At 72.2% G+C, this 26030-nt stretch carries 22 protein-coding genes; 13 read left to right on the forward strand and 9 right to left on the reverse strand.

Annotated features, from left to right (window positions below; genetic code table 11):
• Positions 1 to 109: 109 nt before the first annotated feature.
• On the reverse strand, positions 110 to 1105 hold the full coding sequence (gene pgfA, locus AC0665_RS07820) for a cell envelope lipid trafficking protein PgfA (protein WP_478602455.1): 996 nt from the start codon (positions 1103 to 1105) through the stop codon (positions 110 to 112).
• A 215-nt stretch (positions 1106 to 1320) separates the two neighbouring features.
• On the opposite strand from pgfA, the gene AC0665_RS07825 reads away from it, so the two are divergent.
• Both AC0665_RS07825 and AC0665_RS07830 read left to right on the forward strand, forming a co-directional pair.
• Positions 1321 to 1473, forward strand: coding sequence for a hypothetical protein (locus AC0665_RS07825; RefSeq protein ID WP_010042314.1), 153 nt, complete (start codon positions 1321 to 1323; stop codon positions 1471 to 1473).
• Between the two features lie 3 nt (positions 1474 to 1476).
• Positions 1477 to 2721 (forward strand): PucR family transcriptional regulator, encoded by a 1245-nt coding sequence (locus AC0665_RS07830; protein ID WP_478602457.1) that lies wholly within the window; start codon positions 1477 to 1479, stop codon positions 2719 to 2721.
• A 40-nt stretch (positions 2722 to 2761) separates the two neighbouring features.
• Here AC0665_RS07830 and AC0665_RS07835 read toward each other — a convergent pair whose 3' ends face one another.
• Positions 2762 to 4807 (reverse strand): TerD family protein, encoded by a 2046-nt coding sequence (locus AC0665_RS07835; protein ID WP_478704715.1) that lies wholly within the window; start codon positions 4805 to 4807, stop codon positions 2762 to 2764.
• Between the two features lie 225 nt (positions 4808 to 5032).
• Here AC0665_RS07835 and AC0665_RS07840 point away from each other — a divergent pair, with 225 nt between their 5' ends.
• Complete coding sequence (locus AC0665_RS07840) at positions 5033 to 5806, forward strand: IclR family transcriptional regulator (protein ID WP_468413264.1); 774 nt, start codon at positions 5033 to 5035, stop codon at positions 5804 to 5806.
• On the forward strand, positions 5803 to 6651 hold the full coding sequence (locus tag AC0665_RS07845; protein WP_478602459.1) for an SMP-30/gluconolactonase/LRE family protein: 849 nt from the start codon (positions 5803 to 5805) through the stop codon (positions 6649 to 6651). The genes AC0665_RS07840 and AC0665_RS07845 overlap by 4 nt, the downstream gene beginning before the upstream one ends.
• On the opposite strand, the gene AC0665_RS07850 is transcribed toward AC0665_RS07845, so the two are convergent.
• The 3 genes from AC0665_RS07850 to AC0665_RS07860 are packed head-to-tail and all read right to left on the reverse strand — an operon-like array spanning position 6648 to position 9894.
• Complete coding sequence (locus AC0665_RS07850) at positions 6648 to 8060, reverse strand: NAD(P)/FAD-dependent oxidoreductase (protein ID WP_478704616.1); 1413 nt, start codon at positions 8058 to 8060, stop codon at positions 6648 to 6650. The genes AC0665_RS07845 and AC0665_RS07850 overlap by 4 nt on opposite strands.
• Positions 8057 to 9277, reverse strand: coding sequence for an MAB_1171c family putative transporter (locus tag AC0665_RS07855; RefSeq protein ID WP_478602466.1), 1221 nt, complete (start codon positions 9275 to 9277; stop codon positions 8057 to 8059). Before AC0665_RS07855 ends, AC0665_RS07850 begins: the two co-directional genes overlap by 4 nt.
• Complete coding sequence (locus AC0665_RS07860) at positions 9274 to 9894, reverse strand: toxin-antitoxin system, toxin component family protein (RefSeq protein WP_478602468.1); 621 nt, start codon at positions 9892 to 9894, stop codon at positions 9274 to 9276. The genes AC0665_RS07855 and AC0665_RS07860 overlap by 4 nt, the downstream gene beginning before the upstream one ends.
• Before the next feature lie 244 nt (positions 9895 to 10138).
• Here AC0665_RS07860 and AC0665_RS07865 point away from each other — a divergent pair, with 244 nt between their 5' ends.
• The 4 genes from AC0665_RS07865 (at position 10139) to arfA (ending at position 14871) form a co-directional block, all read left to right on the forward strand.
• Positions 10139 to 11497: an extracellular solute-binding protein gene (locus tag AC0665_RS07865; RefSeq protein ID WP_478602469.1), complete on the forward strand. Its 1359-nt coding sequence runs from the start codon at positions 10139 to 10141 to the stop codon at positions 11495 to 11497.
• Positions 11494 to 12432: a carbohydrate ABC transporter permease gene (locus tag AC0665_RS07870; protein WP_478602470.1), complete on the forward strand. Its 939-nt coding sequence runs from the start codon at positions 11494 to 11496 to the stop codon at positions 12430 to 12432. The genes AC0665_RS07865 and AC0665_RS07870 overlap by 4 nt, the downstream gene beginning before the upstream one ends.
• The gene (locus AC0665_RS07875; protein WP_478704617.1) at positions 12429 to 13262 is read left to right on the forward strand and encodes a carbohydrate ABC transporter permease; all 834 of its coding nucleotides are present in this window, start codon (positions 12429 to 12431) and stop codon (positions 13260 to 13262) included. Before AC0665_RS07870 ends, AC0665_RS07875 begins: the two co-directional genes overlap by 4 nt.
• A gap of 94 nt (positions 13263 to 13356) precedes the next feature.
• A complete protein-coding gene (arfA, locus tag AC0665_RS07880) occupies positions 13357 to 14871 on the forward strand; it encodes an arabinosylfuranosidase ArfA (RefSeq protein ID WP_478507713.1) in 1515 nt (504 codons plus the stop codon).
• A gap of 10 nt (positions 14872 to 14881) precedes the next feature.
• Here arfA and AC0665_RS07885 read toward each other — a convergent pair whose 3' ends face one another.
• Together AC0665_RS07885 and AC0665_RS07890 are read right to left on the reverse strand one after the other, a co-directional pair.
• Positions 14882 to 15982 carry a hypothetical protein gene (locus tag AC0665_RS07885; protein ID WP_478704618.1) on the reverse strand — a complete coding sequence of 367 codons (1101 nt, stop codon included), beginning with the start codon at positions 15980 to 15982 and terminating at the stop codon, positions 14882 to 14884.
• Positions 15983 to 16072: 90 nt separating this feature from the next.
• Positions 16073 to 19045: a glycoside hydrolase family 35 protein gene (locus tag AC0665_RS07890; RefSeq protein WP_478704619.1), complete on the reverse strand. Its 2973-nt coding sequence runs from the start codon at positions 19043 to 19045 to the stop codon at positions 16073 to 16075.
• 95 nt (positions 19046 to 19140) lie between these two features.
• Here AC0665_RS07890 and AC0665_RS07895 point away from each other — a divergent pair, with 95 nt between their 5' ends.
• A complete protein-coding gene (locus AC0665_RS07895) occupies positions 19141 to 19599 on the forward strand; it encodes an RrF2 family transcriptional regulator (protein WP_363122269.1) in 459 nt (152 codons plus the stop codon).
• Positions 19600 to 19903: 304 nt separating this feature from the next.
• Positions 19904 to 20557: a DUF4360 domain-containing protein gene (locus tag AC0665_RS07900; RefSeq protein ID WP_468413286.1), complete on the forward strand. Its 654-nt coding sequence runs from the start codon at positions 19904 to 19906 to the stop codon at positions 20555 to 20557.
• A 253-nt stretch (positions 20558 to 20810) separates the two neighbouring features.
• Here the strand turns inward: AC0665_RS07900 and AC0665_RS07905 are convergent, their stop codons facing one another.
• Positions 20811 to 21587 (reverse strand): alpha/beta fold hydrolase, encoded by a 777-nt coding sequence (locus tag AC0665_RS07905; protein WP_478704716.1) that lies wholly within the window; start codon positions 21585 to 21587, stop codon positions 20811 to 20813.
• Positions 21588 to 21651: 64 nt separating this feature from the next.
• Between AC0665_RS07905 and AC0665_RS07910 the strand changes: the two genes are divergently transcribed.
• The 3 genes from AC0665_RS07910 (at position 21652) to AC0665_RS07920 (ending at position 23885) form a co-directional block, all read left to right on the forward strand.
• Positions 21652 to 22203 (forward strand): YciI family protein, encoded by a 552-nt coding sequence (locus tag AC0665_RS07910; protein ID WP_468413290.1) that lies wholly within the window; start codon positions 21652 to 21654, stop codon positions 22201 to 22203.
• 95 nt (positions 22204 to 22298) lie between these two features.
• Positions 22299 to 22757, forward strand: coding sequence for a PPOX class F420-dependent oxidoreductase (locus AC0665_RS07915; protein ID WP_468413292.1), 459 nt, complete (start codon positions 22299 to 22301; stop codon positions 22755 to 22757).
• 141 nt (positions 22758 to 22898) lie between these two features.
• Positions 22899 to 23885: an arabinan endo-1,5-alpha-L-arabinosidase gene (locus AC0665_RS07920; protein ID WP_478704620.1), complete on the forward strand. Its 987-nt coding sequence runs from the start codon at positions 22899 to 22901 to the stop codon at positions 23883 to 23885.
• 200 nt (positions 23886 to 24085) lie between these two features.
• Here the strand turns inward: AC0665_RS07920 and AC0665_RS07925 are convergent, their stop codons facing one another.
• Entirely contained in the window at positions 24086 to 25897 is a 1812-nt protein-coding gene (locus AC0665_RS07925; protein WP_478704621.1) for a pyridoxal phosphate-dependent aminotransferase, read from the reverse strand.
• Positions 25898 to 26030: the final 133 nt, after the last annotated feature.

Genomic DNA, 26030 nt, shown 5'->3' on the forward strand with positions numbered 1-26030 from the left:
GAGTGTGGACGGGGAGTGCTCGGGTGGGGTTGGACAGTTTTCGCCCGGACGTTCGCCACGGCTACTCACCGGCGTGACAATTTCGGGCTTTGTTGGACCTGACGTCACATCACATCGTGAGAGCGGGCTGGGGCGTACCGGATGTATCGGACGGAACGGGGTTCTCCGGCTCCTTCCGCCCGCGCGCCAGGAGAACACCCCCCGCCGCCGCGAGCAGGAGACCGCCCACCGCGGCCCCGATCGGCAACGTCGTACCCACCAAGCGCAGTTGACCGCTGTCCCGTTTCGCCTGCCGCACGGCCTCCTTCTGGGTCGCGGTCGTGAACGAGACCTTCCGGCTGTCCAGCAGCACCGCCGCGTCCTTGGTCCCGCCCGGCGCCCGCAGGGTCCGCCGCGGGCCGGTCTGCGCGTAGATCACACGCCCCGTCGCCTGGTCCACGACCAGCTCGAAACCGTGGTTGGCGTACCACTCCTCGGCCAGCACCTGCGGCCGGTCCGGCCGGTCGACGAGGCTGCCGGGCACCATGCGCGTGCCGGTCCGGGTCGGCGGCACCGAGCCGGTGAACCTGTAGCCGGTGTAGCCCTGGATCTTCGCGGTGCCCCGGTAGCGCAGCACGACCGTGTCGCCGAGGGTGTTGTCCCACCACTGGTAGGAGCGTTTTTCCACGTCGAAGGGGAACTTCAGATACGCCTCGCCCTCGATGTACGGCTTCTCCCCGCAGCAGTGCACCGGCCGCGTGGTCCGGCGGTCCATCACCCAGCGGTGCGGCACGAAGTCCAGCGCGTCGTGCGGGTCGGCGGCCGGCAGCGACTTGTCGGTGTCGACCGTGGTCGTCACGTCCCAGACGGCGGTGCCGCTGCGTTCGCTGTCCTCGACGTCGCCCCGCACCCGCTGGGTCACGGTGATCTTCCGGTCGGGCACCGTCTCGATCCGGTCAGTGTCGAAGACGCTGCCCCGGCCGGTGTAGACGGCGGTGGTGTCGATGTCGATCGGGTTGACCGCGGCACGCGGCTCCACGTACCAGGCGAGCAGGGGCGCCAGCACCAGCAGGAACGTGCCGAGACCCAGCAGGACCAGGGAAAAGGGGGAGGTTGTACGGCGCATCCGGGCACTCCAGTGGCTTGGGACGGCTCGACGTACGACAGGACCGGCACGGCGGGGGAAACGGCGCGTGCGGTCGGGCCGGGAACCGTAGGCCGCTCTTGACGGGGTGTCAATGCTTGTCGACACTGGGGCGCGACAGGCAGGGACGGGGTGCCGGGGTGGGGCAACCTCCGGACCATCTCCGGACGCATCCGGACAGAGAGGCTGACCCTGCGATGTCCAGACTGCTCGCCGCCGCGCTGACCGTCGCGCTCGCCGCCGCCCTCGCCGTGGGCGCCGCGCTGGGCGTGGTCGCGCTGCTCGAAGCCACCCCCGACCAGCCGAACACGCCCCTGATCACCTACGAGCAGGCCGGTCAGGGGAGTTGACGGATGACGGCCGCCCGCACCGGAACCGTCACCGCCCGCTCGGCCTGGCACGACGTACCGCGCTTCCAGGTGCGCCGGTTCGCCGCCATCGCCATGGCCGAGGCGCCCGAGCTCGCCGAGGAGATCCTCCGCGAGATCCAGCGGGAGTATCCGCACCTGCCCGTGGTCCTCGACGACTCCGGCGAGCCGATGGCCCTGGTCGGCATCCGCCGTGCCATCGAGGTGTTCGTGCAGCACCTGGAGCACTCGGAGGGCCGCCCGACCGTCCCGCCCGGCGTCTTCCAGGACTTCGGCCGGGGCGAGGGGCTGAACGGCCGCTCGCTCGACTCGCTCCAGGCCATCTACCGCATGGGCGTCCGCCTGGCCTGGCGCCGCTTCGCCGACATCGGCCAGCGCGTGGAGATCCCGCCCCCGGCCATGTACGAACTCGTCGACGCGGGCTACGAATACCTCGACGGCCTGGTCGACCAGTCGGTACGCGGCTACGCCGAGGCCGCGGCCCGCCAGGCAGGCGAACGCCTGCGCCTGCAACGCCGCCTCATGGAGCTGCTCCTGGCCGAGCACCACCGGGGCGACCCCGCCGAGGCCCTGACCGAGCGCGCCGCCCGCATCGGCTGGCCCTTACCGGCGAAGGTCGCGGTCGGTGTCCTTCTCCGCCCGGCCCGCGAGGCCATGGCCCCCGCCGTCGGCCAAGGCGTCCTGCTCGACATGGAGTACGAGCAACCCCGCATGGTGGTGCCCGAGCCGGACGCGGCGGGCCGCTCCGAGCTCATGCACCGGGCCCTGACCGGCTGGTCCGGCGCGATCGGCCCGCCGGTCCCGCTCACCGACGCCGCGAAGTCCCTGCGCTGGGCGGAGGCGGCGGTCCGCCTGATGGAGCGCGGTCTCCTCCCCGCCGGCGAGGTCCTCTACTGCACCGAACACACCGAGGCCCTGGTCCTCCTCCAGCCCGAGGAACTCATCGACGACCTGGCCCTGAGGTGCCTGGCCCCCCTGACCCACTGCGGCCCCACCCACGGCCGCCGCCTCGCCGAAACCCTCCTGGCCTGGCTGGAGACCCGCGGCGGCGCCCCGGAGGTGGCCACCCGCCTCGGCGTCCATCCCCAGACGGTCCGCTACCGCCTGCGCCAGATCCGCGAACTGTGGGGCGACGAGATCGACGACCCCGACCGCCGCTTCGAACTGGAACTGGTCCTGCGGGCGCAGCGGCTGCGCGGGGAGCTGGGAGGGAGGCGGGGGCGGCGGTGAGCCGGGCGGCACGCCCGCCGGCGAACACCGCCGCCCCGCGTCACACCGCTGCCCGCTCCTTGGCCGCCGCGCGCCCGGGGGCCGGAGCGTCCAGGTGGGCCACGACCGAGGTGTGGAACCGGTGCACGGCCTCGTCGACGCTGCGGATGAAACCGGACTCGGCGCTGCCGCGGCCGCTGCCCATGCTCTTGAAGAGGGACAGGCGGAATCCGGTGATACGGGTGGAGCCGTCCTTCGGGAGCAGGTCGGCCGGTTCGGGGCGCAGCCGCTCCAGCGTGCCGCGCGGGCCGCCCGCCTCACCCTCGACCAGGGTCTCGACGTGCAGGTCGGCCGGTGCCTCGGCGAGACGCCGGACCAGGCGCTTGGCCCAGGTCAGGGGATAGCCCTGCTCGGGCGCCGGGATCTCCACCGACGTGCGCAGCCTGGCGGTCCGCAGGTCGGCGCCGATGGTGAGCAGGCCGGGCGCCCCCTCGACACGCAACTCCGCCTGGAGCCGGCCTTCCTGGCACAGCTGGTCGGCCAGCCGGGCGCGGCGGGCCCCGGGGTCGGTGCCGCGCCGGGTGCGCTGGGCGGGCAGCACCTTCTGCCCGAGCTCACCCCCGAGCCGCAGGCACACCTGCCGGATGAGCCGCTCCCAGCTCTCCACGACCTCCAGGGCGCGCGGGTCGCCCTGGCAGAGCGTCTCGTCGTTGATGCCGTTGCGTACGGGCACCCAGGCCGCGCCCATGTTCTGGAAGCCGTGGCAGCCGGAGTTGTCGTGCTGGAGGTAGTGCAGCAGGTCCTGGAGCAGCCAGGTGCGCGCCGCGTTGCCGACGCCCTCGTGCCGGATCAGCATCTGGGCCTGGTGGGCCACTTCCGCCCAGGACAGGTGCCACAGCGCCACCTGGTGCTTGCGCCGCCGGTCGATCTTCACGTCGACCAGGGGGCTGCCCTCCAGCGCGACATCGTTCGACAGGGTGATCACGGCCTCGTAGCCACGCCGGGCCGCGATGTCCATGTAGGCCTGCACCTGGTCGGACTTCAGGGGATTGCCGTTGGTCTTGGTCTCGACGAGCGCCGTCCACAGCTTGCCGGCGCGCTCCACGCGGATCACCCCGTCCGGGCGCCGGGGCGTGTCCCCGTGCGGCAGGGAGACCTCGGTGAACGTCTCCATACGGCCGGACGGCGCGCCGAAGGGGGCGGTGAGGCGTCTGCCGAAGCGGGGCACCTGGGCCATCACCGACAGCAGCACCGACGTGGCCCGCGTCTCCCGGTCCCGGTCGTTCTTCAGCGCCGACACCGGAAACAGCCGGGCCTGCCTCCAGGACTCGTTCTCGGCCAGGCTCCTCACCGGCGGCCTGGGCGGTGTGACCTTCTTCTTCGCGGTCCGGGGCCGGGCGGCCCGCTTCCTGGGCCCGGCCTCCTCCTCGGCCGCCGGGCGCGGTGCCGGTACCGCCTGGAGCGTCGCCTGCGCCGGGGCGTCCGCAGCGCCCGGGGCGTCCGGGGCGTCCGGGGCGTCCGGGGCGCCGAGGGCGGGCTCCTGTGCCGCCTCCGTCCCGGGCTCCGCCTCGTCGTCCTCGATGTCGACGCCGAAGTCGGTGGCCAGCCCCGCCAGTCCGCTCTCGTATCCCTGACCGACGGCCCGGAACTTCCACTCCTCGCCCCGCCGGTACAGCTCACCGAAGATGATCGCGCTCACCTGGCCGGCGTCCTCGATGACGAACCGGAGGAGGCTCTCGCCGCCCGCGTCGGCCAGCGTCACCTTCAGGTCGTCCAGTTCGCCGAAGCGCGCCCCCTCGTAGCGGCTCGCGGCCACCACGATCCGCTCCACCTCGGCAGGGACGGCGGTCAGGTCGAAACTGATCCGGTCCTCGCTGCCGTCCCCGGTGGGCTCCTTGCCCAGCAGCTGCACGCTGCCGTCGGCCGCCACCGGGTTGTTGTAGAAGTAGAAGTCGGCGTCGCTGCGGACCTTGCCGCGTCCGTCCAGCAGCAGGACGGACACGTCGGCGTCGCCCTCCCCGGTCGGGCTGGACCAGCCCAGGCTGACGATCGCGGAGCCGACGTTCTCGCTCAGGTCCGTCAAGGACACGTTCGCGCCCATGGTCATGTCACGCACAGCATTTCCCCCCACCCCGCGACACCTGTGACGTGTCGCACATCGGGCACTTTAATGTGCACACCACGCGGAGGGGGGCCGCTCGCGGGTTTCCGGTCGCGGGGCCCCCGCCCATTGCCCGGGCATACCTCTATGGCTAGCCTGTGTTCGTCATGCCGATCGCCTGTTGAAATCTCGAACACAGGCGCCTGAGACGTAATAGGGAGGGGGCCGGTCGTGGGACGCCTCGTACCAGCCGTGACCCGGGCTCTCGACATTCTCGAGCTCTTTCTCGACGGGGACGGGACGCTTTCCGCCCCCGACATCGTGCGCAAGCTCCAGCTGCCGCGCACCACCGTGCACGAACTGGTGACGACGCTCGCCGCCCGGAAGTACATCGTCCCGATGCCCGGCCAGCCCGGACGCTACCGGCTCGGTGTGCGCCCGTACCAGCTCGGCGCCCGCTACGCCGAGCAGCTCGACCTCGCGGCCGAGGGACAGCAGGTCGCCCGGTCCGTCGCCGAGACCTGCGACGAGACCGTGCACGTGGCGATCCTGGAGGACACGGACGTCATCTACATCGCCAAGGTCGACTCCACCCACGCCGTGCGGATGGTGTCGGCGGCCGGCCGCAGGCTGCCCGCCCACTGCACCTCCGTCGGCAAGATGCTGCTGGCCTCCCTTCCCGAGCCGGAGCTCGCCGCCCGCATCCCGGACGACGCCGAGCTGATCGGCATGACCCCCAACAGCATCACCGACCCGGGCGCTCTGCGCGAGGCCCTGGCCGAGATCCGTGAGCGGGGCCTCGCCGTGGAGAACCGCGAGTCCAACCCGGACGTGTCCTGCGTGGCCGCGCCGGTGCGCGACCGCACCGGGCAGGTCGTCGCCGCCCTGTCGATCTCCGTGCCCATGATCCGCTGGAGCGAGGAGCGCCGCGCCGAGCTGGAACAGCTCGCCGCCAAGGGCGCCGCCGAGCTGTCCGAGCACCTCGGGCACCGGAGCCTGGCATGACGACGCCGTACCAGGTCGCGGTGCGGGCCGAGGCCGAGCTCGGTGAGGGGCCCACCTGGGACGCGGCGGCCGGCCGGCTGCTGTGGATCGACATCCTCGGCTCCCGTCTGCACACCTACGACCCGGCCACCGGGCGGCGCACCGTCCGCCGCACGGAACAGCACATCGGCGCCGTCAAGCCGCGCGCCGGCGGCGGACTCGTGCTGAACCTGCGGGACGGCATCGGCCTCCTCGACCCGGACGGCGGCTTCGGCTGGCTGCACCACGAGCCGGTCCCCGGCCGCCGCGCCAACGACGCCGCCGTCGCGCCCGACGGCACGCTCTGGGCGGGCACGATGCGCTACGACGAGGCGCCGGGCGGCGGCACGCTGTCCCGCGTCACCGGCGACGGCAGGGCCGAGGTCGTGCTCGACGACGTGGCCGTCAGCAACGGCACGGGGTGGAGCCCCGACGGGCGGCTGATGTACTACATCGACTCCCCGACCCGGCGGATCGACGTCTTCGACCACGCGGACGGCCGGATCTCCGGGCGGCGGACCCTCGCCGTGATCGAGGAGGGCGCGGGCTTCCCGGACGGGCTGACCGTGGACGCCGAGGGCTGCGTGTGGGTTGCCCTGTGGCAGGGCTCGGCGGTGCGGCGGTACACCCCCGACGGCGAGCTGGACCGGGTGATCGAGCTGCCGGTGCCGCTGGTGACGGCCTGCGCGTTCGGCGGGCCCGGCCTGACCGACCTGTACATCACCACCGCCCGCGTGGGCCTGACCGAGCCACCCGCGCTGGCGGGTTCGCTGTTCGTGGTGCCCGGGGCGGGCAAGGGGCTGGCGCAGCTCCCCTTCGCGGGCTAGGTGTATCGATCGAGCCCGGCCGCCTTGCGCTCCCCGGCCGTCAGGGGCGGCCCGGACAGCCCTGGCTTCAGCGGACCGGCCGCCGCCGCCAGGGCCACCGACGGCGTCAGCAGCACCCCGGCCCCCCGCTCCAGCGACGTCACATCCGTCACCCGGCGCGCGATACGGCCATTGCCCGTCGCCGTGTACATCAGCCGGTCCACGTACGCGGTCACGAGGCGGTCCCGCAGGGTCGGGCCCTGCTCCGTCGCGTCGGGGTAGAACACGTCCTGCCCGATGGCCAGTTCCCAGGCCGCGCCGACCGGGCGGGAGACGGCCTTCTGGATCCGCCGGGACAGCCCCGGCGAGGACCAGCCGTGCCGGCGTACCGTCTCGCGCAGCAGCAGGGCGCTCTGCGCGGCGACGGCGAGGCCGTGCCCGTAGACCGGGTTGAACGCGGCGAGCGCGTCGCCGACGACGGTGAAGCCGCGAGGCCAGGCCGGCAGGCGTTCGTAGAAGTGCCGACGGTTGACGGTCGTGCGGGTGAAGGACACGTCCGAAAGCGGCTCGGCCTGTTCGAGCAGGTCGCCGATGAGCGGGTGCCGCAGGTCCTCACGGGCGAAGCGGACGAAGTCGTCGTTGTCCGGGGACGGCCGGCCACCGCGCGTGCCGCACAGGGTGACGATCCAGCGGCCCTGCTCGATGGGCAGCAGAAAGCCCGCCCGGCCGGGCCCGCCCACGCGCCGGTCGGGCTGGATGTTCACGACGGGGAAGTCGTCGCGGGCAGCGGCGGGGGCGAGGTAGAGGCGGCTGGCGTAGGCGAGGCCCGCGTCCACCTCGCGCCGCTCGGCAGGCGGCAGGCCGAGCCCGGTGAGCCAGTGCGCGGCCTGGGAGCCGCGCCCCGAGGCGTCGACGACCAGGTCCGCGTCGATCACCCGCTCCGGACCGTCGCACGGCCGGACGCGGACGCCGGTGACCGCGTCGCGCGAGCCGGTGAGGCCCACCGCCTCGGCGCGCTCGACCAGTTCGACGCGCTCGTCGGCCAGGACCCGCGCGCGGACCGTCGCGTCCAGCAGGTCCCGGCCGGCCAGGATCACGTGGTGGGACTCCTCCCAGCGCCGGAACCAGCCCCGCGTCCCCAGGGCGACGACGTCCGTGGTGACGGGCCGCCGGTTCGCCCCGGCCTCCCGCAGCGCCCCGGTGATCCCCGGCAGCAGTTCCTCCATGGCACGCACCCCGCCCGACCAGAGCATGTGGGCGTGGCGGGCCTGCGGCAGCCCCTTGCGGGGTCCGGGGACGGCGGGCAGCGCGTCGCGCTCCACGACGACGACCCGGTCGGCGACAGCGGCCAGCGCGCTTGCCGCGAGCATGCCGGAGTGGGATCCCCCCAGGACGACGGCGGTTCTGGCGGGGGTGGTGCGGTCAGTCATGCGCGGGCGTTCTCTCTCCCGGGGGCGGCCGCGCGCGAGCGTACCGCCTCGATGTGGTCGCGGTGGCGCAGTGCTCGGGACACGGCCTGGATCTCCTGAAGCAGATACGTGGTGTCGGGTCCGGACGGGGACGCGGCGCCGTCGCCGCGCGAAGCCCGCTCCCGGACGGAGACGCCGTCCAGGATCGTCACGGCCGCGGCCAGGGCCTTCGCCCGGCCGGGTGTGAAGCCGAGGTCCACGGCGGCGGCGTAGGACCGCTCGCGCAGCTCCTCGTCGAGGTGCCGGGCCAGTTGCAGGAGCACGTCACGGATGTACGTCTCGCGGCGGATCAGGCGCAGTTCGCCGGTGGCACGCGGAGCGAACGGCGCGCCGCCGCCGTTGACGTCGCGCAGCAGGAGGTAGAGGGGGCGCAGCCGCCAGTGGGCGAGCCGGATGCGCCAGCGCTCGTGCAAGTACTGGCCGCCGTGCGGAATGATGAAGCCGACCGCGACCATGGTGGCCGACACACAGGCGGCCGACGGAGCGACGTGGGTGCTCAGCCAGTCCAGGTCGTGGCCGGTCAGCCGGGCGGTGACGGCGGTGAGTTTGGCCGCGTCGAAGAGCAGGTTCGTCGCGTAGCCGACGCCGAGGAACCTCAGTCCCCAGCGCAGCCAGGCGTCGAGGCCGTCGGTGCGGACCCAGTTCCAGATCAGCCGGGCCGTGACCGAGCAGGCCACGGTGTGCGCGAGCAGATAGAGCAGGATCTCCTCGCGCATGAAGGGCGTGTTGGCGTAGTACGTGTCGAGGTCCCGGCGGCGTTCCACGGGGACGTCGGCGAGCCAGAACAGCACCCACAGGGCCACGACCACGGCCGCGTAGGCCAGGACGACCCGGCGGGCGGCGCGGCGCGTGGAGGCCGAGCGGTCGGCCAGCCCGTTGCGCCAGGCCACGATCAGCAGCAGCCAGGACGCGCACAACGCGGTCAGCAGGGAGTACACCAGTGGCGCCGCGATGTTGGGGACGCCCGTGACGCGGTTGGTCCAGCCGATGACCGACGGGGACGCGAAGACGAACACGGCGCAGGCGAACAGCAGCAGCCCGCCGACGGCCCGCAGCATCGGGTCCCGCCACATCTTCACCAGGCTCGGCAGCTTGATGACCAGGGCGACGGTCAGCGCCCCGATGGGCAGCCAGAAGGAGACCGAGAAGGTGTCGAGGACGTCCCGTGCGGAGGTCATCGCGCACCGCCCCCGCGTCCTCGGTAGCCCATCGAGCGCCGCACCGGATCGAGGGCCGGTTCCCTCCCGCGCCCACCGGGCGGGCAGCCGTCGGCGAACGGGCGGAAGGCGGCGGCCAGCCGGTGCCCGAACGCGTCGGCCTCGGCCTCGTCCCGCTCGCGCGAGCCGTCCCGCGCGGCCACCGCCAGCGGGGCCGACGTCCAGCCCGGCTCCTGGTCCAGGGCCCGGGCCGCCGCCGCACCCGCCCCGTGGTGATGCCCGTGCCCGGCGTGCAGATGCCACAGCTCATGCCCGAGGATGACCAACTGCTGTACCGCCTCGGCCCGTTCCTCCACGATGACCAGGTCGAAGTCCTGGAACTCCACCCACAGGCCGGTCACTTCGATCTCGTCGGGGAAGCGCTCGAAACGCAGCTCCACGGGCCGCCCGTCACGCCGTGCGCTCATCTCCTCGCACAGCGCCCGGCACAACGACCGTACGTCGGCGGGCGCCTGGGGTCTCGCGCGGACCGCGGCGGTGAGGTCGGCGGCCAGACCGCGCATGGCCGCGCCACGGCGCGAACGCCCGAGCGCGGCGCTGACTCGGGCGGCCATCGTTCGCGCGCCCGCGATGTCCATCGCTCCCCCTTCTCACCACCGGCCGGCCTGCCGGCGGTGACGAGCCTACGCGCCCGAAAGTATGCGCGTCATGCGATCGGACGTCCGATGTTCAACGGGGAACGACCGTTTCCGGCCGGAAAGTTCACGCCGAGTAGGGCCGGGCCATTGACGTTCAAGCGCTGCGAACTTACGGTCCCGTTCGAAGTAGCGAGCGCCATCCGAAATACCGAACGGTACTGGTCATCGATCGTAAGGGCAGGGCATGGGACGACCTGGCCTGAACCGCAGGCAGCTTCTGGGCGGGCTCGGCGGGCTCCTCACCGCCGGCAGCTTCGGCTTCGCCGCGCTCGGCACCGGAGCCGACGCGCTCGCCGCCGACGCCGACACGCGCGTACGGTACTGGAACCTCTTCAGCGGCGGCGACGGCTCCAACATGATCGCGATGCTGGACGCCTTCCGTAAGGCCAACCCGGACATCGCCGTCAAGGACTCCACCCTCCAGTGGGGCAATCCCTTCTACACCAAACTCGCCATGGCGGCGGCGGGCAACCGCGCCCCCGACCTCGGCGTCATGCACCTCGGCCGCGTCACCGGCTTCGCACCCGGCCGCCTCCTCGACCCCTGGGACGTCGGCCTGCTCGCCGAATACGGCGTTCACGAAAAGGACTTCAGCCCGGCCCTGTGGAAGCGCGCTGTGGTCGACGGCAGGCTCTACGCCCTTCCCCTCGACATCCACGTCCAGCTCTGCTTCTACCGCAAGGACGTGCTGAAGAAGGCGGGCCTGCTCGGCGACGACGGCCGGATCGTGCCCGTCACCTCCGCCGACGAGTGGTTCGACGTCCTCAAGGAGGCCAAAGGGGCCACCAGGAAGGGACTCCAGACCATCGGCCTGTGGACCAACGACCAGAACTTCCAGTGGTGGTTCTTCGTCGCCTTCTACACCCAGCTCGGCGGCACATGGTTCGACGCCGCGAACACCGAGGTCGCCTTCGACACCGACAAGGCCGTCCAGGTCCTTCGGTTCCTGCGCCGGCACATCACCGACGGCTACGCCGACCCGGGTTTCGCGGGCCCCGCGGGCGCCGAGCAGTTCATCAACGGCTCCCCCTTCGTCTGGGAGGGCAACTGGTCGGTGCCGGTCTACTCCGGAGCGAAGCTCGACTACGGGGCGACGCCCCTGCCGCCCGTCTTCGGCAAGCAGGCCACCCACGCCGAGTCGCACGCCTTCGTCCTGCCGCACCGGTCCGACCGCGGTGGTGCCGTCAACGAGGCCGCCCACCGGCTCGCCGCCTACGTCGTCACGCACGCCCGGCAGTGGGCGGCCGGCGGCCACATCCCCGCGTACACGCCCACCCTGTCCACGGCCGCCTACCGCGCGCTCGACCCGCAGAACGAGTACGCCTCCGCCATGAACCACCAGGCCACCGAGCCGAAGGTGTGGTTCGCCGGCTCCACCGGCATCCTCGCCCAGCGCGTCGGCCCGATCGTCGCCGCCTCGACGATGGGCTCCACCAAGCCCGAGGCCGCCGCCCGCCGGATGAAGGGCGCCCTCACCCAGCTGCTCGCCATGAAGAACCCCATGGACGGCAAGACCGCCGCACAAGGAGGTGCGCCCGCATGACGACCAGCGCCCAGACCCTCGCGGCGCCCGCACGCCCCAGAACCGCCACCGCCGCGGCCACCTCGCGCCGCGGGCAGGGTTTCCAGCACGGCGGCTGGTTCGTCGCCCCGTTCCTGCTGCTCTTCGCCCTGTTCGTCATCTGGCCGCTGCTGCGAGGCGTCTACCTCAGCCTCACGGACGCCAACATCACGGGCGAGGGCGCGAGCTTCGTCGGCCTGGCCAACTACCGCGAGGCCCTCCGGGACCCGCTGATGTGGGACTCCCTCGGCCACAGCGCGTACTTCACGCTCCTGGTCGTGCCCTGCATCACCGTCCTCGCCTTTCTCCTCGCGATGCTCGCCCACCACATCGAACGCGGCAAGTGGCTGTGGCGGCTGTGCTTCTTCGCCCCGTTCCTGCTGCCGTCGACCGTCGCGGGCAACCTCTGGCAGTGGCTGTTCAACCCCGGCACCGGCATGATCAACCACGTCTTCGGGGTCGAGACGCCCTGGCTGACGGACACGTCCTACGCGATGCTCGCCATCGTCATCACGACCCTGTGGTGGACCGTCGGCTTCAGCTTCCTGCTCTACCTCACCGCCCTCCAGGGCATCCCCGGCCACCTCTACGAGGCCGCCGAGCTGGACGGCGCGAACGCCTGGCACCGCATGGTCCACATCACCCTGCCGATGCTGCGCAACATCACCGGCCTCGTCGTCGCCCTCCAGCTCCTCGCCTCGCTCCAGGTCTTCGACCAGGCCGTGGTGATGATGGACTTCACCCCCGGGCCCGAGGAATCGACGCGCACCTTCGTGCAGTTCACCCTCGAAGAGGGCTTCACCAGCTACCGCGTGGGATACGCCTCCGCGATCTCCGTCATCTTCTTCGTGATCATCGCGGCCGTCGCCCTCGCCCGGATGTGGCTGCTGCGCAACCGTGAGGAGGCCACCCGATGACCACCCGTGCGTGGACGCCCGGCCAGATCGTGCTCACCCTCCTCGGTACGGCCGTCTCGGTCGTCTTCCTCGCCCCCTTCGCCTGGGGCCTGTTCACCTCGCTGAAGTCGGAGACCGAGGCCGTCGAGGTGCCCTCGCACTGGCTCCCGCGGGACTGGACCGGCCAGGCCTGGCAGGCCCTGTTCGCCTCCGGCAACATCACCGACTGGTTCGTGAACTCCCTGGTCGTCTCGGTCTGTGTGACGTCCGTCGTGCTGCTGGTGAGCGCTCTCGCCGGGTACGGCTTCGCCCGCACCGACTTCCGCGGCAAGTCCGTGCTGATGGGCGTGGTCATGGCGGGCCTGATGATCTCGCCCGCCGTCCTCGGCGTGCCGCTGTTCACCACGGTCCAGCAGATGGGCATGGTCGACACCTACTGGGGCATGATCCTGCCGCAGTGCGCGCCCGCCGCGATGGTGTACATCCTCTACAAGTTCTTCCAGGGCATCCCGCGGGAGCTGGAGGAGGCCGCGTTCATCGACGGCGCGGGCCGCTGGCGGGTCTTCTTCACCGTCGTCCTGCCGCTGTCCCGCCCCTCCCTGGCCGCGGTCGGTATCTTCACCTTCATCGCCTCGTGGAACAACTTCCTCTGGCCCTACATGGTGACCAACAACCCCGACCTGATGACCATGCCGAACGGCATCGCGACCGTCATGAACTCCTACGGCATCCAATGGGCCCAGCTCATGGCCGGAGGACTGATGGCGGGCCTGCCCCTGATCATCGTGTTCGTGTTCTTCCAGCGCCAGATCGTGGCGGGCGTGGCCCACACCGGCCTGGCAGGGCAGTAGAACGACGCCCTCAGGGGTGCGGGAAACTGCGCGAACAACCCCCACGGACCCGCACCCGCCCATGAAAGACAACCACCCACCCCGAGAGGCGAAAATGCAAAAGGCCCGCTTCACCCTCAACCCCGCCTTCACGGTCGGCGAGGTCAGCCCTCGCCTCTTCGGCAGCTTCGTGGAACACCTGGGCCGCTGCGTCTACACCGGCGTCTTCGAACCGGACCACCCCACGGCCGACGACAAGGGCCTGCGCGAGGACGTGCTGGAGCTGGTCCGCGAACTCGGCGTCACAGCCGTCCGCTACCCCGGCGGCAACTTCGTCTCCGGCTACAAGTGGGAGGACTCGGTCGGCCCCGCCGAGGACCGCCCCCGCCGCCTCGACCTCGCCTGGCACTCGACGGAGACCAACCGCTTCGGCCTGTCCGAATACATCGACTTCCTGCGCAAGATCGGCCCCCAGGCCGAGCCGATGATGGCCGTCAACCTCGGCACGCGCGGCGTCGCGGAGGCCCTCGAACTCCAGGAGTACGCCAACCACACCGAGGGCACCGCCCTGTCCGACCTGCGCGTCTCGCACGGCGACAAGGACCCCTTCGGCATCCGGCTGTGGTGTCTGGGCAACGAGATGGACGGCCCCTGGCAGACCGGCCACAAGACGGCCGAGGAGTACGGCCGCCTCGCCGCCGAGACGGCCCGGGCCATGCGCCAGCAGGACCCCGGCGTCGAACTCGTCGCCTGCGGCTCCTCCAGCCAGTCCATGCCGACCTTCGCCGCGTGGGAGGCCACGGTCCTGGAGGAGACGTACGACCTCGTCGACTACATCTCCCTGCACGCCTACTACTGGCCCGAGGACGGCGACCTCGACTCCTTCCTCGCCTCGGCCGTCGACATGGAGTCGTTCATCGACAACGTCGTCGCGACCGCCGACCACGTGGGCGCCCGGCTGAAGTCGAAGAAGAAGATCAACCTCTCCTTCGACGAGTGGAACGTCTGGTACCTGCCCGAGTGGGAGGCCCGCGCCAAGACCTTCGAGCAGCACGACTGGCCCGAGGCCCCGCGCCTGCTGGAGGACAACTACAGCGTCATGGACGCGGTCGTCTTCGGCTCGCTGCTCATCGCCCTGCTCCGGCACGCCGACCGCGTCACGGTCGCCTGTCTGGCCCAGCTCGTCAACGTCATCGCGCCGATCATGACCGAGCCCGGCGGCCCGGCCTGGCGGCAGACCACCTTCTTCCCGTTCGCGCAGGCGTCCCGGTACGGCCGCGGCCAGGTCCTGGACGTCCGCGTGGACTCCCCGAAGCACCACACCAAGAAGTACGGCGAGACCGACCTGCTGCACGCCACCGCCGTGCGCGCGCAGGACGGCACCGTCACCGTCTTCGCCGTCAACCGCAGCCGCACCGACGCGCTGCCCCTCGACGTCGCCCTGAGTGGTCTCGACCTGACGCGGGTCGTCGAGCACAGCGCGCTCGCGGACGCCGACCCCGACGCCCGCAACACCCTCGACGACCCCGAGCGGGTCGCCCCGCACACCGTCGACGGCACGGCCCTGCGGGACGGCACGCTGAGCACCGTCCTGGAACCGCTGTCCTGGAACGTGATCCGGCTGGCGTGACCGGCCCCGGTCAGCGTTCGATGCGGGGCAGGGCGGTCGAGGACGGCGAGGACGAGGTCGTCCCCACCGCCCAGTAGCCGTCCGAACCCGGCACCTTCGCCAGGGCGTTCATGACGACGGGGGTCGTGGCCACCGGCCCCCGCTCGCTCACCCAGGCCGTGCCGTCCCAGCGCAGGTAGTGGGCCCGGGTCTGGTCCCAGAAGTCCCACCCGGCGATCCGGTCCGGCCGGCCCCGCGCGTCGCCCACGATGCCGGACAGCATGCCGACGCCGAACGGCGTTTCGACGGACTCCCAGGAGCCGCCGTCCCCGTGCAGCAGCCGGACGCCCGGAGGCTTGCCGGGCGGGCCGCCGACGCCGTAGTCGTAGCCCGTCAGCCAGATGTCGTCGCGGGCCACCGGGAGCAGCCCCGTGAAGCCGGCGCGGATGCCGCCGGGTGACGGCAGCACGGTCCAGGCGTCTCCGTCCCAGCGGGCGACGAGCTCGCCGCCGTAGACCCAGATGTCGCCGCAGGGCGCGCGGTGGATGCCGTAGGGCGGGGTGGTGGTCGTCGCCGGGGGCGCCTCCAGCCAGGTCCATGTGCCCCGGTGGCCGTGCAGCAGCACCGAGCCGTCGCCGTTGCGGCCGCAGACCCAGACGTGACCCCGGGGACCGGTCGTGACGGCGGCCAGGGTGGTCCCGGCCGTCCCGCGCCCGGGATAGTCGGTCTCCCGCCAGGCCGGTCCGTCCCAGGCGAGGAGCCGGGCGGTGCCGGAGGTGTCGGAGCCGACGGCCCAGACGGATCCGTCGGCCCCGGCGGCGACGGAGCCCAGGTACCCGCTGAAGCCGGGGCTCGCGCGCTGCCAGGCCGTGCCGTCCCACACGAGGGCCAGGGCCGTCCCCCGTACGCCGCCGTTGCGGCCCTCCTCGCCCACGGCCCAGGCGAGATCGGGGCCCGAGGCCGCCACGCGGCGCAACTGCGCCGCGGGGGCGGCCTCGGGGGCCGTGACGGCCTGCCACGCGCGAGCCTCACCGACCGGGCGGGGAGCCGCCCGGGCCGTCCCGCCCCGCGCCGGGACGAGCCCGGCCCCGGCCGCTGCGCCCAGTCCGCTGATGAAACGCCGTCTTCGCACGAGGTTCCCCTCCCTGCCGGAGGCCCTGAAGGGCCCCCCTGGTGAACCAGCGTCCCGGACACGGCACGGCAGGGGTACGGCTCGATCCGGTCACACCGGCGTGACGGGCACCCCTCCGGCCGCGGCCCCCAGCAGCGTCAGCCGCACGTCGCCCGGCCCGGCGGGTGTGGTCCCGTCGGACAGCACCGCGAGCGCCAGTGTGTTGGCACCCCGTGTGCGCAGGATCCCGTTGGGCAGCACGAAGGTGTGCTGCGGCCCCACGTCGTTGATGTACTGGCCCATGTTCCAGCCGTTCAGGAAGATCTGGACGCGGTAGGCCCGGGCCGGGTCGTCGTCGAGGACGAGTCCGACCGAGGCGTCGACGCCCGGGTCCACGTCCAGCCGGAAGTCCGTGCGGTACCAGGTGACGCCCTGGTGCCGGTCGGACCGGGGCAGCTCGGCTTCCTTCCAGTCCCCGTCGTCGTACTCGGGCAGGTGCCAGCCCTCGCGCTCCCCGTGCAGCCCGCCGGTGTTCATCGGCCCGCGCACCGGGTCGGGCGTGTCGGCGCCCTGGACGCGCCAGGTGACCTCGGGGGAGGCGCCCTCGAAGGTGACGGCGGTCAGACCCCGCGCGGCCTTGTGCGTGTCGAGGGCCTCGCCGTCCATGTCGTGCTGCATCCGCCGCACGAGCACGGACAGCACGTGCCGCCGCTCCGGCTTCTCCTCGCGGAACCTCTCCCGCAGCTTCTTCGGCAGGGCGAAGCGGACCTTCGCGGTCCACGTCCCCTGCCGTGCCCGGTCCTTGTCCGGCACCGGCATCCGGTGCGTGCCGAGCGGCTCGCCGTCCAGCCAGGCCATCAGCAGGCCCTGGGTGCCCGTGCTGTAGGCGAGGGACACGGAGTCGACGCCGCTCGCGCCCGTCCACTCGCCCCGGTACCAGACGTCGCCGTAGTGGAAGCCGTAGTCGTCGGCGAACAGCACGGGCTGCCCCTCGGGCACGGGCGTGGTGCTGAAGGTCGTCTCCTTGTCGGCCGTGGTCCAGTCCGAGTCGTCGAAGTCCGGCTCGGACTCCGGGTTCCCGGCCCGCCGCCGCCAGCCGTCCAGGGCGGGCAGGGAGGGCCGGGTCACACCGGGCAGCGGCCGCAGCGCCAGCAGGCTGCCGGAGGCGCTGATCCGCGTGGGGACCGGGCGTCCGTTCCAGGTGACGTGGGTGATGCCGCGCGGCCCCCACACCTCCAGGCCGGTCTGCCCGATGGTGTCGCCCGTGAGGTGGACGGTGGAGCCGCGCAGCTCGGCCGAGCGCAGCAGGGCGGGGCCGTAGACCAGGAGCGGGCCGGAGGGGGTCTCGTGGGGCCACAGGCGCAGGGCGGTGGCGTCGTCGGCGAACAGCACCAGCATGGGTGTGTCCACGCCGTCGCCCTCGACCCGCACCCGGCTCAGGCCGCCGGCGCCGAGCGGAGCGGTGATGTTCAGCTTGCCCAGGTTGTACGCCCAGGCCGGTTCCGCGTCCAGCCGCATGGGCGTCGGCTCGTCCGCGCACTCCAGGACGACCTGCGCCATCTCGCCCCGGCGGCCCGCGAACACGGCGATGTCCTGCCGTCCGGCGGTCAGGCTCAGCATGGGCTGCACGGTGGAGTGCACCAGCGTCCGCTTCCCGAGCCTCAGCCCGGCGGCGATCAGCTTGGCGTCCCGGGCCGGGACGGTGACGGGCACCTCGATCCCGGCGTCCGGCAGCGTCGAGGAGACCGCCTCGCCGGTGTCGTTGCGCAGGACGTAGAAGTGGGCGCCGGTGTCGGGGTTTCGCAGGTGGTAGACCTTGATCCGCTCGTCGGTGGCCCGCACCGTCTTCGCCCGGTCCAGCTTGGCGAGGTCGGGCACGAACCGCAGCAACTGCCCGGTCTGGTGCATCGGGGCGAGCTTCGGGGTGGCGTTGCGGGCCTCGTCGAACGCGGCGCCGTAGTCGTAGGAGGTGTAGACGGCCGGGGCGGGCAGCCAGCCCCAGGAGGTGCCGCCGTACGTCATGTAGACGTTGTGCAGCGTGATGCCGTTGGCGAGGTTGGTGAGGTGGAAGCGCCGCTCGTACGCCGCGTCCCGGGTGCGGCGGGCCTCGGCGTACCCCTTGCCGTCGAACCAGGACCCGCCCCACGGGTCGAACCAGCCTCCGCCGAACTCGGGCACGAAGGCTGGCGTGCGCGGACTGGCCGTCGCCCCGCCCTTCGCGCCGCCGCTGCCGAAGAGCCCCCAGTCGGGCGGCGTCTCGTCCGGCTCCGGGTACCCGTCGAACCCGTACAGCCAGCGCCCCTTCTCGCCGCCGGTGCCGAACGAGCCCGGCGTCCAGTGGCCGTTGCGCCCCTTGTCGTTGTGGAACAGGGGCACGTCGATGCCGTCGGCGCGGACCTTCTCGTACAGGTACGACATGTAGGCGCGCCCGGAGGGCTCGTCCACGTGCGCGTCGTACTCGTTCTCGATCTGGTAGAGCAGGACGGTGCCCGTGCCGCGTGTGAACAGGCGCTTGGCGACGACGGCGTTGACGGCGGTCAGCCACTCGTCGACATGGCGCAGGTACGTCGGGTCGGAGGTCCGGGCCCGTCCCTCGGTCGCGGTCAGCCAGCCGGGGAAGCCCCCGGCGTCGACCTCCGCGTTGATGTACGGCCCGGGCCGCAGGATCACGTACAGCCCCGTCTCCGCGGCCGTGCGCAGGAACAGGTCGAGGTCGCGCACCCCGGTGAAGTCGTAGCGGCCGGGCGCGGGGGAGTGGTGATTCCAGGCGACGTACGCGCTGACGGCGTTGTAGCCGTGGGCGCGCATCTTCTCCAGCACGTCCCGCCACAGCGACGGGCTGGGCAGCCGGAAGGGGTGCATCTCGCCCGACCACAGCACCAGGCGGCGGCCGTCGACCAGCAGCGAGTAGTGGTCGAAGCCGATCTCGTGCGGCCGGCCGTCCGCGCCCGGCACCGGGGGCGGCGGGCCGGTGGGCGCGGTGCGCGACGGGTTGGCGGAGGTCGGCGACCCGCTGCCGGTCAGCGCGAAGCCGAGCGCCGCCGTGCCGGCCAGAGCGTGGAAGGTACGCCTGCTGAGCTCCAAGGGAGCGCCTCCTGTTGTGCCTTGCGATGCGTGCTGCGGGTGCTGCGGGTGGTGCGTGTGCTCAATGTCTACAGGGTCACGGCGACAATGGTCCTATGAGGATCTCGGCACGTGCGGACTACGCGGTACGAGCGGTCGTGGAGCTGGCCGTCCGGCAGGGGGAGGGACCGGTCAAGGCGGAGGCCGTCGCCCTCGCGCAGGACATCCCCCACAAGTTCCTGGAGGGGATCCTCGGCGATCTGCGGCGCGGCGGTGTGGTGGACAGCCGGCGCGGCGGGGGCGGCGGCTACCGGCTGGCCCGCGAGGCCACCGAGATCACGGTCGCGGACGTGATCCGGGCCGTGGACGGACCGATCGTCTCGGTGCGCGGCGAGCGGCCCACCGGCCTCGCCTACACCGGCACGGCCGAGCCGCTGCTGCCGCTGTGGATCGCCCTGCGGGCCAATGTGCGCAGGATCCTGGAGGGCGTGACGGTCGCCGACCTCGCGGCCGGGGCGCTGCCGGAGCCGGTGGAGCGGCTGGCGGCGGAACCGGCGGCCTGGGAGAACCCCTGAGGGGCGGCGGCCGTGCGCCGCGCTGTGCGTGATCCTCATTCCGTCCCCGGGGTGTTCTCGGTCCGACGCGCTGGTGCAACGCACCTTATGTGCCTGCCGGTGCCCCAGTGAATTCCCGCCAGTGTGAATGGCCGGAGAGCGACCTGGCCGACCCTCGCCGCCCTGCGTACGATGCGACCGCTCCCGCCCTTCACATCTCCTTCATGGAATGGTCACAGGCCGGGCGCACAGGGGCTGTCGCTTTGACATGTCCATGTCCGCACATCACGCATCGATCCACCCCCCACGAACGGATGGGAGAACCATGGCCGGTGGCCTGCTCCTGAGCGGCGCGATCGCCGCGCTGCTCACCAGCGCACTTCCCGCAACATCCCCGTCCTCCGGGTTCGACGACCCGCCCCCGGACAAGATCGTCATCAAGGTCGCCACGGTGAACGGCTCCGGCTGCCCGCAGGGCACGGCGGCGGTCGCCGTCTCCGAGGACAACACGGCGTTCACGGTGACCTACAGCGACTACCTCGCCCAGGCCGGCGGGAATTCCGACCCGACCGCGTTCCGCCGGAACTGCCAGCTCAGCCTCGTCGTCCACGTCCCCGGCGGCTTCACCTACGCCATCGCGAGCGCGGACTACCGCGGCTTCGCCTCCCTCCAGCGCGGCGCGAGCGCCTCGCAGCGGGCCTCGTACTACTTCCAGGGCTCGCCCAGCACGGTGTACAAGAACCACCCCTTCAGCGGCCCCCTCAACGACAACTGGCAGGCCACCGACGAGACGGACTGGGCCCAGCTGGTCTACGCGCCCTGCGGAGTGCAGCGCAACTTCAACATCAACACCGAGATCCGCGTCAACGCCGGCACCCAGTCGGCCGACAAGGTCAGCTTCATGACGATGGACTCCACGGACGGGGACATCAGCACGGTGTACCACCTGGCGTGGAAGGAGTGCCCGAAGAAGGCGTGACGGTGTGAACGGGGGGCGGCCTCACCCGGGCTTGTGGTCCGGTGGGCCGCCCTTCGGGATCCTGTGCACCGTCCGGCCGGTGGCCGACGCCGGCCACCGCCGTACCGAGAAGGACGTACGCGGCGAGGGCCGGGAGCGGCATGTGCCCGCCGGCGCGGTCGATGTCGTCGGTGGCGGCCCAGGTGTGACGGCGCCTTTGGCGAAGCGTGTGTACCGCATGGCGGGGGCGTCCTCGTTCCTCGGCGAGGGCCGGTCAGTCCTGGGGCGCGAGGGCCGCGGCCGTGGCCGCCACGAAGGCCTGCGGGTTGTCCAGCATGATGTTGTGGCCGCAGTCGGGGAGCGCGACGACGGACACCCCTGCCTCGGTGAGGGCGGCGGCGCCCGGGAGCGGGCCGTCGGACTCGGGGAGCAGGAAGGTGCGGGGGATCTTCAGGTCCAGCAGCAGTTCGCGTAGGGAGGGGGTCGTGCCGCTGGTGAGGTGGAACGCGCTGCGGTACAGGGCCTCCCGGCCGGCCAGGCGCATCGTGGACCACCAGTGCGGGCCGACCCGGTCGCGGACCTCCTCCCAGCCGCCGCCCGTCACGAACTCCGGTTCGGAGTAGGCGGCGATGCCGCCGCTGCCCGAGGAGCCGGGCGTACGCGGGACCGGGTCGAGGTTGGCGTCGATCAGGACCAGTCCGGCGACCAGGTGGGGGTGGCGGGACGCCAGGACGACGGCCACCGAGCCGCCCATGCTGTGGGCGATCACTTCGGCGGCCGAGACGCCCGCCGCCGTCAGGGCGTCGGCGAGTGCGTCGGCGTGCGATTCCAGTGTGTAGTCGAAGTGCGCCGGGCGGTCGCTGAGTCCGTGGCCCAGCAGGTCGATCAGCAGGGAACGGCGTCCGGCCAGGCGCGGATCGACGGCGACTTCCGTGAAGTAGGCGGGGGAGGTGGCGCCGAGGCCGTGCACGTACACGCGTGGCGGCTCCTGCCCCGGCAGTTCGACCCAGCGGATTCGATCGCCCTCGGGTGTTACGGCGGCGCTGCGCACGGTCTGCTCTCCTGCGGTCACGGCGATGGGAGACACGAGAGTAACCACCGGTGTTGGATGAGCCGTGGAGTTTTTCTGCTATCACCGCGACCGGCCCGGCTCCCTGCCGCTGCGTGAGGAGCTGGGCGAAGCGCACTGGCGCTATATGGACCGCTACGAGACGGAGCTGATCGCCCGCGGCCCGACCTTCGCCGCGGACGGGGAGACGCCGTCCGGCAGCGTTCACATCGTCGACCTGCCGGACCCGGCCGCCGCCCGCGCGTTCGCCTTCGACGAGCCCAACTATCAGGCCGGGGTGTACCGGGACGTGCTGCTGCGGCGGTGGCGGAATCTGCTGGGGCGGACCATGTGGGAGTTTCCCGGCGGGCGGACGGACGGGAGGCGGTACCTCGTGCTCGGGTTCGGCTCGGGGGACGGTGTGGACCTCGACCCGCCGGGTGCTTGGCGGGACGAACTGATCGCGTACGGGCCGCTGCTGTCGGACGACGGTGCCGTGTGGGTGGGTACGGCGGCGCTGGTGCGGGCCGCGGACGCGGAGGCGGCACGGGCGGTGCTCACCTCGGGGCGGTACGCGGCGGTCGAGGTGCACGACTGGGAGTTCGGCGGGCGGCGGTGAGGAGTGCGCCGAGGAGCCGGAGAAATCCGGCCGCCGGAGTGGATCTCGGAGCCGGTTCTTGAAATGCCCGGCAACTCAAGGGTGTTGGCGATGGCATGACTGACAGACCGACGCCCCGCCTCCTGTCCGACGCGGCCCTCTCCGACCTGCTCGCCGCCCAGCGGTTCGGCACGCTCGCCACCGTCAAGCGCAGTGGCCACCCCCACCTGACCACCATGGTGTACAGCTGGGACGCCGCGTCCCGCACGGTGCGGTTCTCGACGACGGCCGACCGCGTCAAGCTCAAGCACCTGCGACGCGATCCGCGTGCCGCGCTGCACGTGCAGGGCGGCAGCGTCTGGTCGTTCGCCGTCGCCGAGGGCGAGGCCGAGATCTCCGAGGTCACGACGGTTCCCGGGGACGCGGTCGGCCGGGAGCTGCTCGCGATGATCCCCGCGGGTGCCGCACCGGAGGACGAGGACGCCTTCCTGCGGCAACTGGTCGACGAGCGGCGCGTCGTCATCCGGCTGAAGGTGGACCGGCTCTACGGGACCGCGCTCGACATCGAGGGTTAGGGCTGCGGCACGACATGGTCCGCGTAGTTGTTGCTGCGCGGACCATTGACGCGCAAAGGGTTCGATTCTACGGTCCGTCCGAACTTGCGATCGCTGTTCGATATATCGAGCTGCTCCCCCCACCGCAAGGAGAGGACCCGCATGAGCCGCAGTCCCCGTACCCTCCGCAGGCGCACCGCCCTGCTCGCCCTCCCCGCCGCAGCGCTGCTCGCCCTGATCCCGAGCACGGCGTCGGCGTACCCCAACCCTGGCCGCGTCACCGGTGACGTCGTCACCCACGACCCGTCGATGATCCGCACCTCGTCCGGGCAGTACCTGCTGTACGCCACCGGCGGCGGCATCGCGAGCAAGACCTCCGGCGACCGCACCGCCTTCCGCAACGGCGGCGACGCCTTCGGCGGCAGGCCGAGCTGGTGGCGGAACTACTCCTCCGTCCCGGAGGCCTGGGCGCCGGACATCTCGTACCACGGCGGCAAGTACCTGATGTACTACTCCGTCTCGAAGTTCGGCTCGAACACGTCCGCCATCGGCCTGGCCACCTCCAGCACCGGCCAGCCGGGCAGCTGGACCGACCAGGGCACGGTCTACACCTCGAACTCCGCCAGCGACTTCAACGCCATCGACCCGAACCTCTTCGTGGACGACGACGGCACAAGGTGGCTGTCCTTCGGCAGTTGGTGGACCGGCATCAAGATGATCCAGCTCAACCCCTCCACCGGGAAGCAGCTGTCCGGAAACAGCACGCGGTACTCGCTCGCCTCCCGCCCCACCGGGACCAAGGCCGTCGAGGCGCCCTTCATCGTCAAGCGGGGCACCTACTACTACCTCTTCGCCTCGTACGACACCTGCTGCAACGGCACCGGCTCCACGTACAAGGTCAAGGTCGGCCGCGCCTCCAGCGTCACCGGGCCCTACCGCGACAAGAACGGCGTCGACCTCATGAAGAACGGCGGCACCCCCGTCCTGGAGTCGCACGGCAGCGTCATCGGCCCGGGCGGGCAGTCGATCCTGAAGGACGGCGACGGCGATCTGATCGTCTACCACTACTACGACGGCGCCGCGAACGGCACACCCAAGCTCGGCCTCAACCTCCTGAACTGGAGCAGCGGATGGCCCGTCGCCTACTGACCCTGCCGGCGGCCCTGCTGCTCGCGCCGAGTCCGGCCCCATGGGGCCGTACACCTTCAGAACGTCGCCACCGGCAAGGTCCTTGACACCGCCGACTGCTCGACGGCCGACGGTGCCGACTCGGGGACGCGGGGAACCGCGTGACGAGCCGCAGCACACCCCGCGCCCGCCCGGTCGAGACCGCCTACGGCGAGAAGGCGCTATCCGGCCTGCCCCATCCCCGCCGCGTTGGGCCAGTTCTGCGCGGCGGGCCACCCCGTGGCCGGCGCCGGCGTCAGCCCGTTCGTCCCCCGCACCTGCGCGGCCGTCAGGCCACCGCGGGCCGGGACACCGGGTGGCGTGGGCCCGGTGAACGGGGCGGCCATCGGTGCCGGCGCGGGCACGGCGGCCGGGACCGGCGCCGGGGTGGGGACCGGCGCCGGAGCAGGGACCGGCGCCGGGGCTTGGGCGGCGGGCGCCAGGGGCGGTGCCGGGGCGGCCATCGGCTGCGGGACGGGCTGAGGCATCTGCGGCTGAGGCTGGGGCTGCGGCATCTGGGGCTGGGGCATTTGGGGCTGAGGCATCTGCGGCTGGGGCATCCGCGCCGCAGCCGGCATCGGCATCCCGCCGACCGCACCCGCCGGCACGGCGGACGCGGCGGCGGGGAGCGGCATGCCGATGCCGGTGCTCGGGGCGGGGGCGAGCCCCGGCCCGCCCGCCCCGGTGCTCGCGGCAGCCGGAGCCGCGGCGAGCCCCTGCCCCCCGGCGGCGGCCGGCACCGCGGCCATCCCCACGGCCTGCGCCGCGAGCCCCCGCACGCCCGCCCCGTTGGTCTCGCTCACCAGACGGTCCACGGCCGCCGTACCCGAGCTGTAGCTGGTCCCGTTGCCCAGCTCGGGTACGGCGGCTCCCCTCCTGGACGTCCCGTAGAGCACCTGTTCCAGGCCGGACACCAGGCGACGCACGTCCACCTGGGGGCGCACCACGAGACGCAGGAAGCGGCTGGACGAACCGATCTTGTTGCCGCACTCGCGGACCAGGATCCGGTGCTCGGTGAGCATCCGGTCCCGGACCACCGTGCCCTCGGCGCCCACGGGGAGGCGCACGAAGAGGAAGTTGCCCTGCGACGGGTAGACCGTCAGCCCGGGCAGGGCCGAGAGCTGGCCGGCCATGTCGAGGCGGTCGCGGCGCACCTGCTGAAGGCTCTGCGCGTACTCGGCGCCGTGCTCCTTGAGCATGAACACCACGTGTTCGGCGAAGGAGTTGAGGTTCCACTTGGGGAGCATCGAGCGGACCCGGCCCGCGAGCGCCGGGTTGGCCACGAGGTAGCCGAAGCGGATCCCGTGCAGGCCGAAGTTCTTGCCGAGGCTGCGCAGCACGACGACGTTGGGCCGCAGCATCGCCTCCTGGACGACGGACGGCTCGGCCTCGGCGTCGGCGAATTCCAGGAACGACTCGTCGATGACGATGAGGTCGAGGTCGGCCATGGCGTCCATGAACTGCACGACGGAGTGCTTGTGCAGGAAGCCGCCGTCGGGGTTGTTCGGGTTGCAGATCACCGCGACGCGGGTGCCGCGGGCCCGGATGAACTCGGCGTACTGCGCGAGGTCGAGGGCGAAGCCGCTGGACTCCTGGAGCGGGAACATGTCGACCCGCTTGCCGGTCTCCATGGGCTGGTCGGTCCAGCGGCCGAAGGTGGGGACGGGGACGGCGAGGGACTCGCGCACCAGCAGGTGGTCGATCCAGGTGATGAGCTCGGTCGAACCGTTGCCCATGGCCACGCACTGCGGCGGCAGCTGGAGCAGGCTGCACAGCTCGGCCGTGATCGTGTCGGCGCTGCTCGGGTAGTAGGTGATGATGTCGCGCAGCCGGCCCGCCATGTCCTCGAACATGGCCGGGGTCGGGAAGTACGGGTTGCAGGGGATGCAGAAGTCCACGGGGCCGGCGCCCTCGCCGCCCTCACGTGTCAGGGCCGCCATCGACGGGCTGTGTGCCGCGGTACTGCGGAACAGCGACGTGACGTTGTCGGCCATGGAACCTCCGTGTGAGGCGGGCCCGTTGGGGACGGCCGGACCCGACGTTCAAGGGCGGCCCGCGCGGGGGAGCGCGGGCCGCCCTTTCATACGGAGGCCACACGGGCACTGTTCAACCGTCGGGAAAACGGTC

The sequence above is a fragment of the Streptomyces sp. NPDC043685 genome (genome assembly GCF_056436585.1).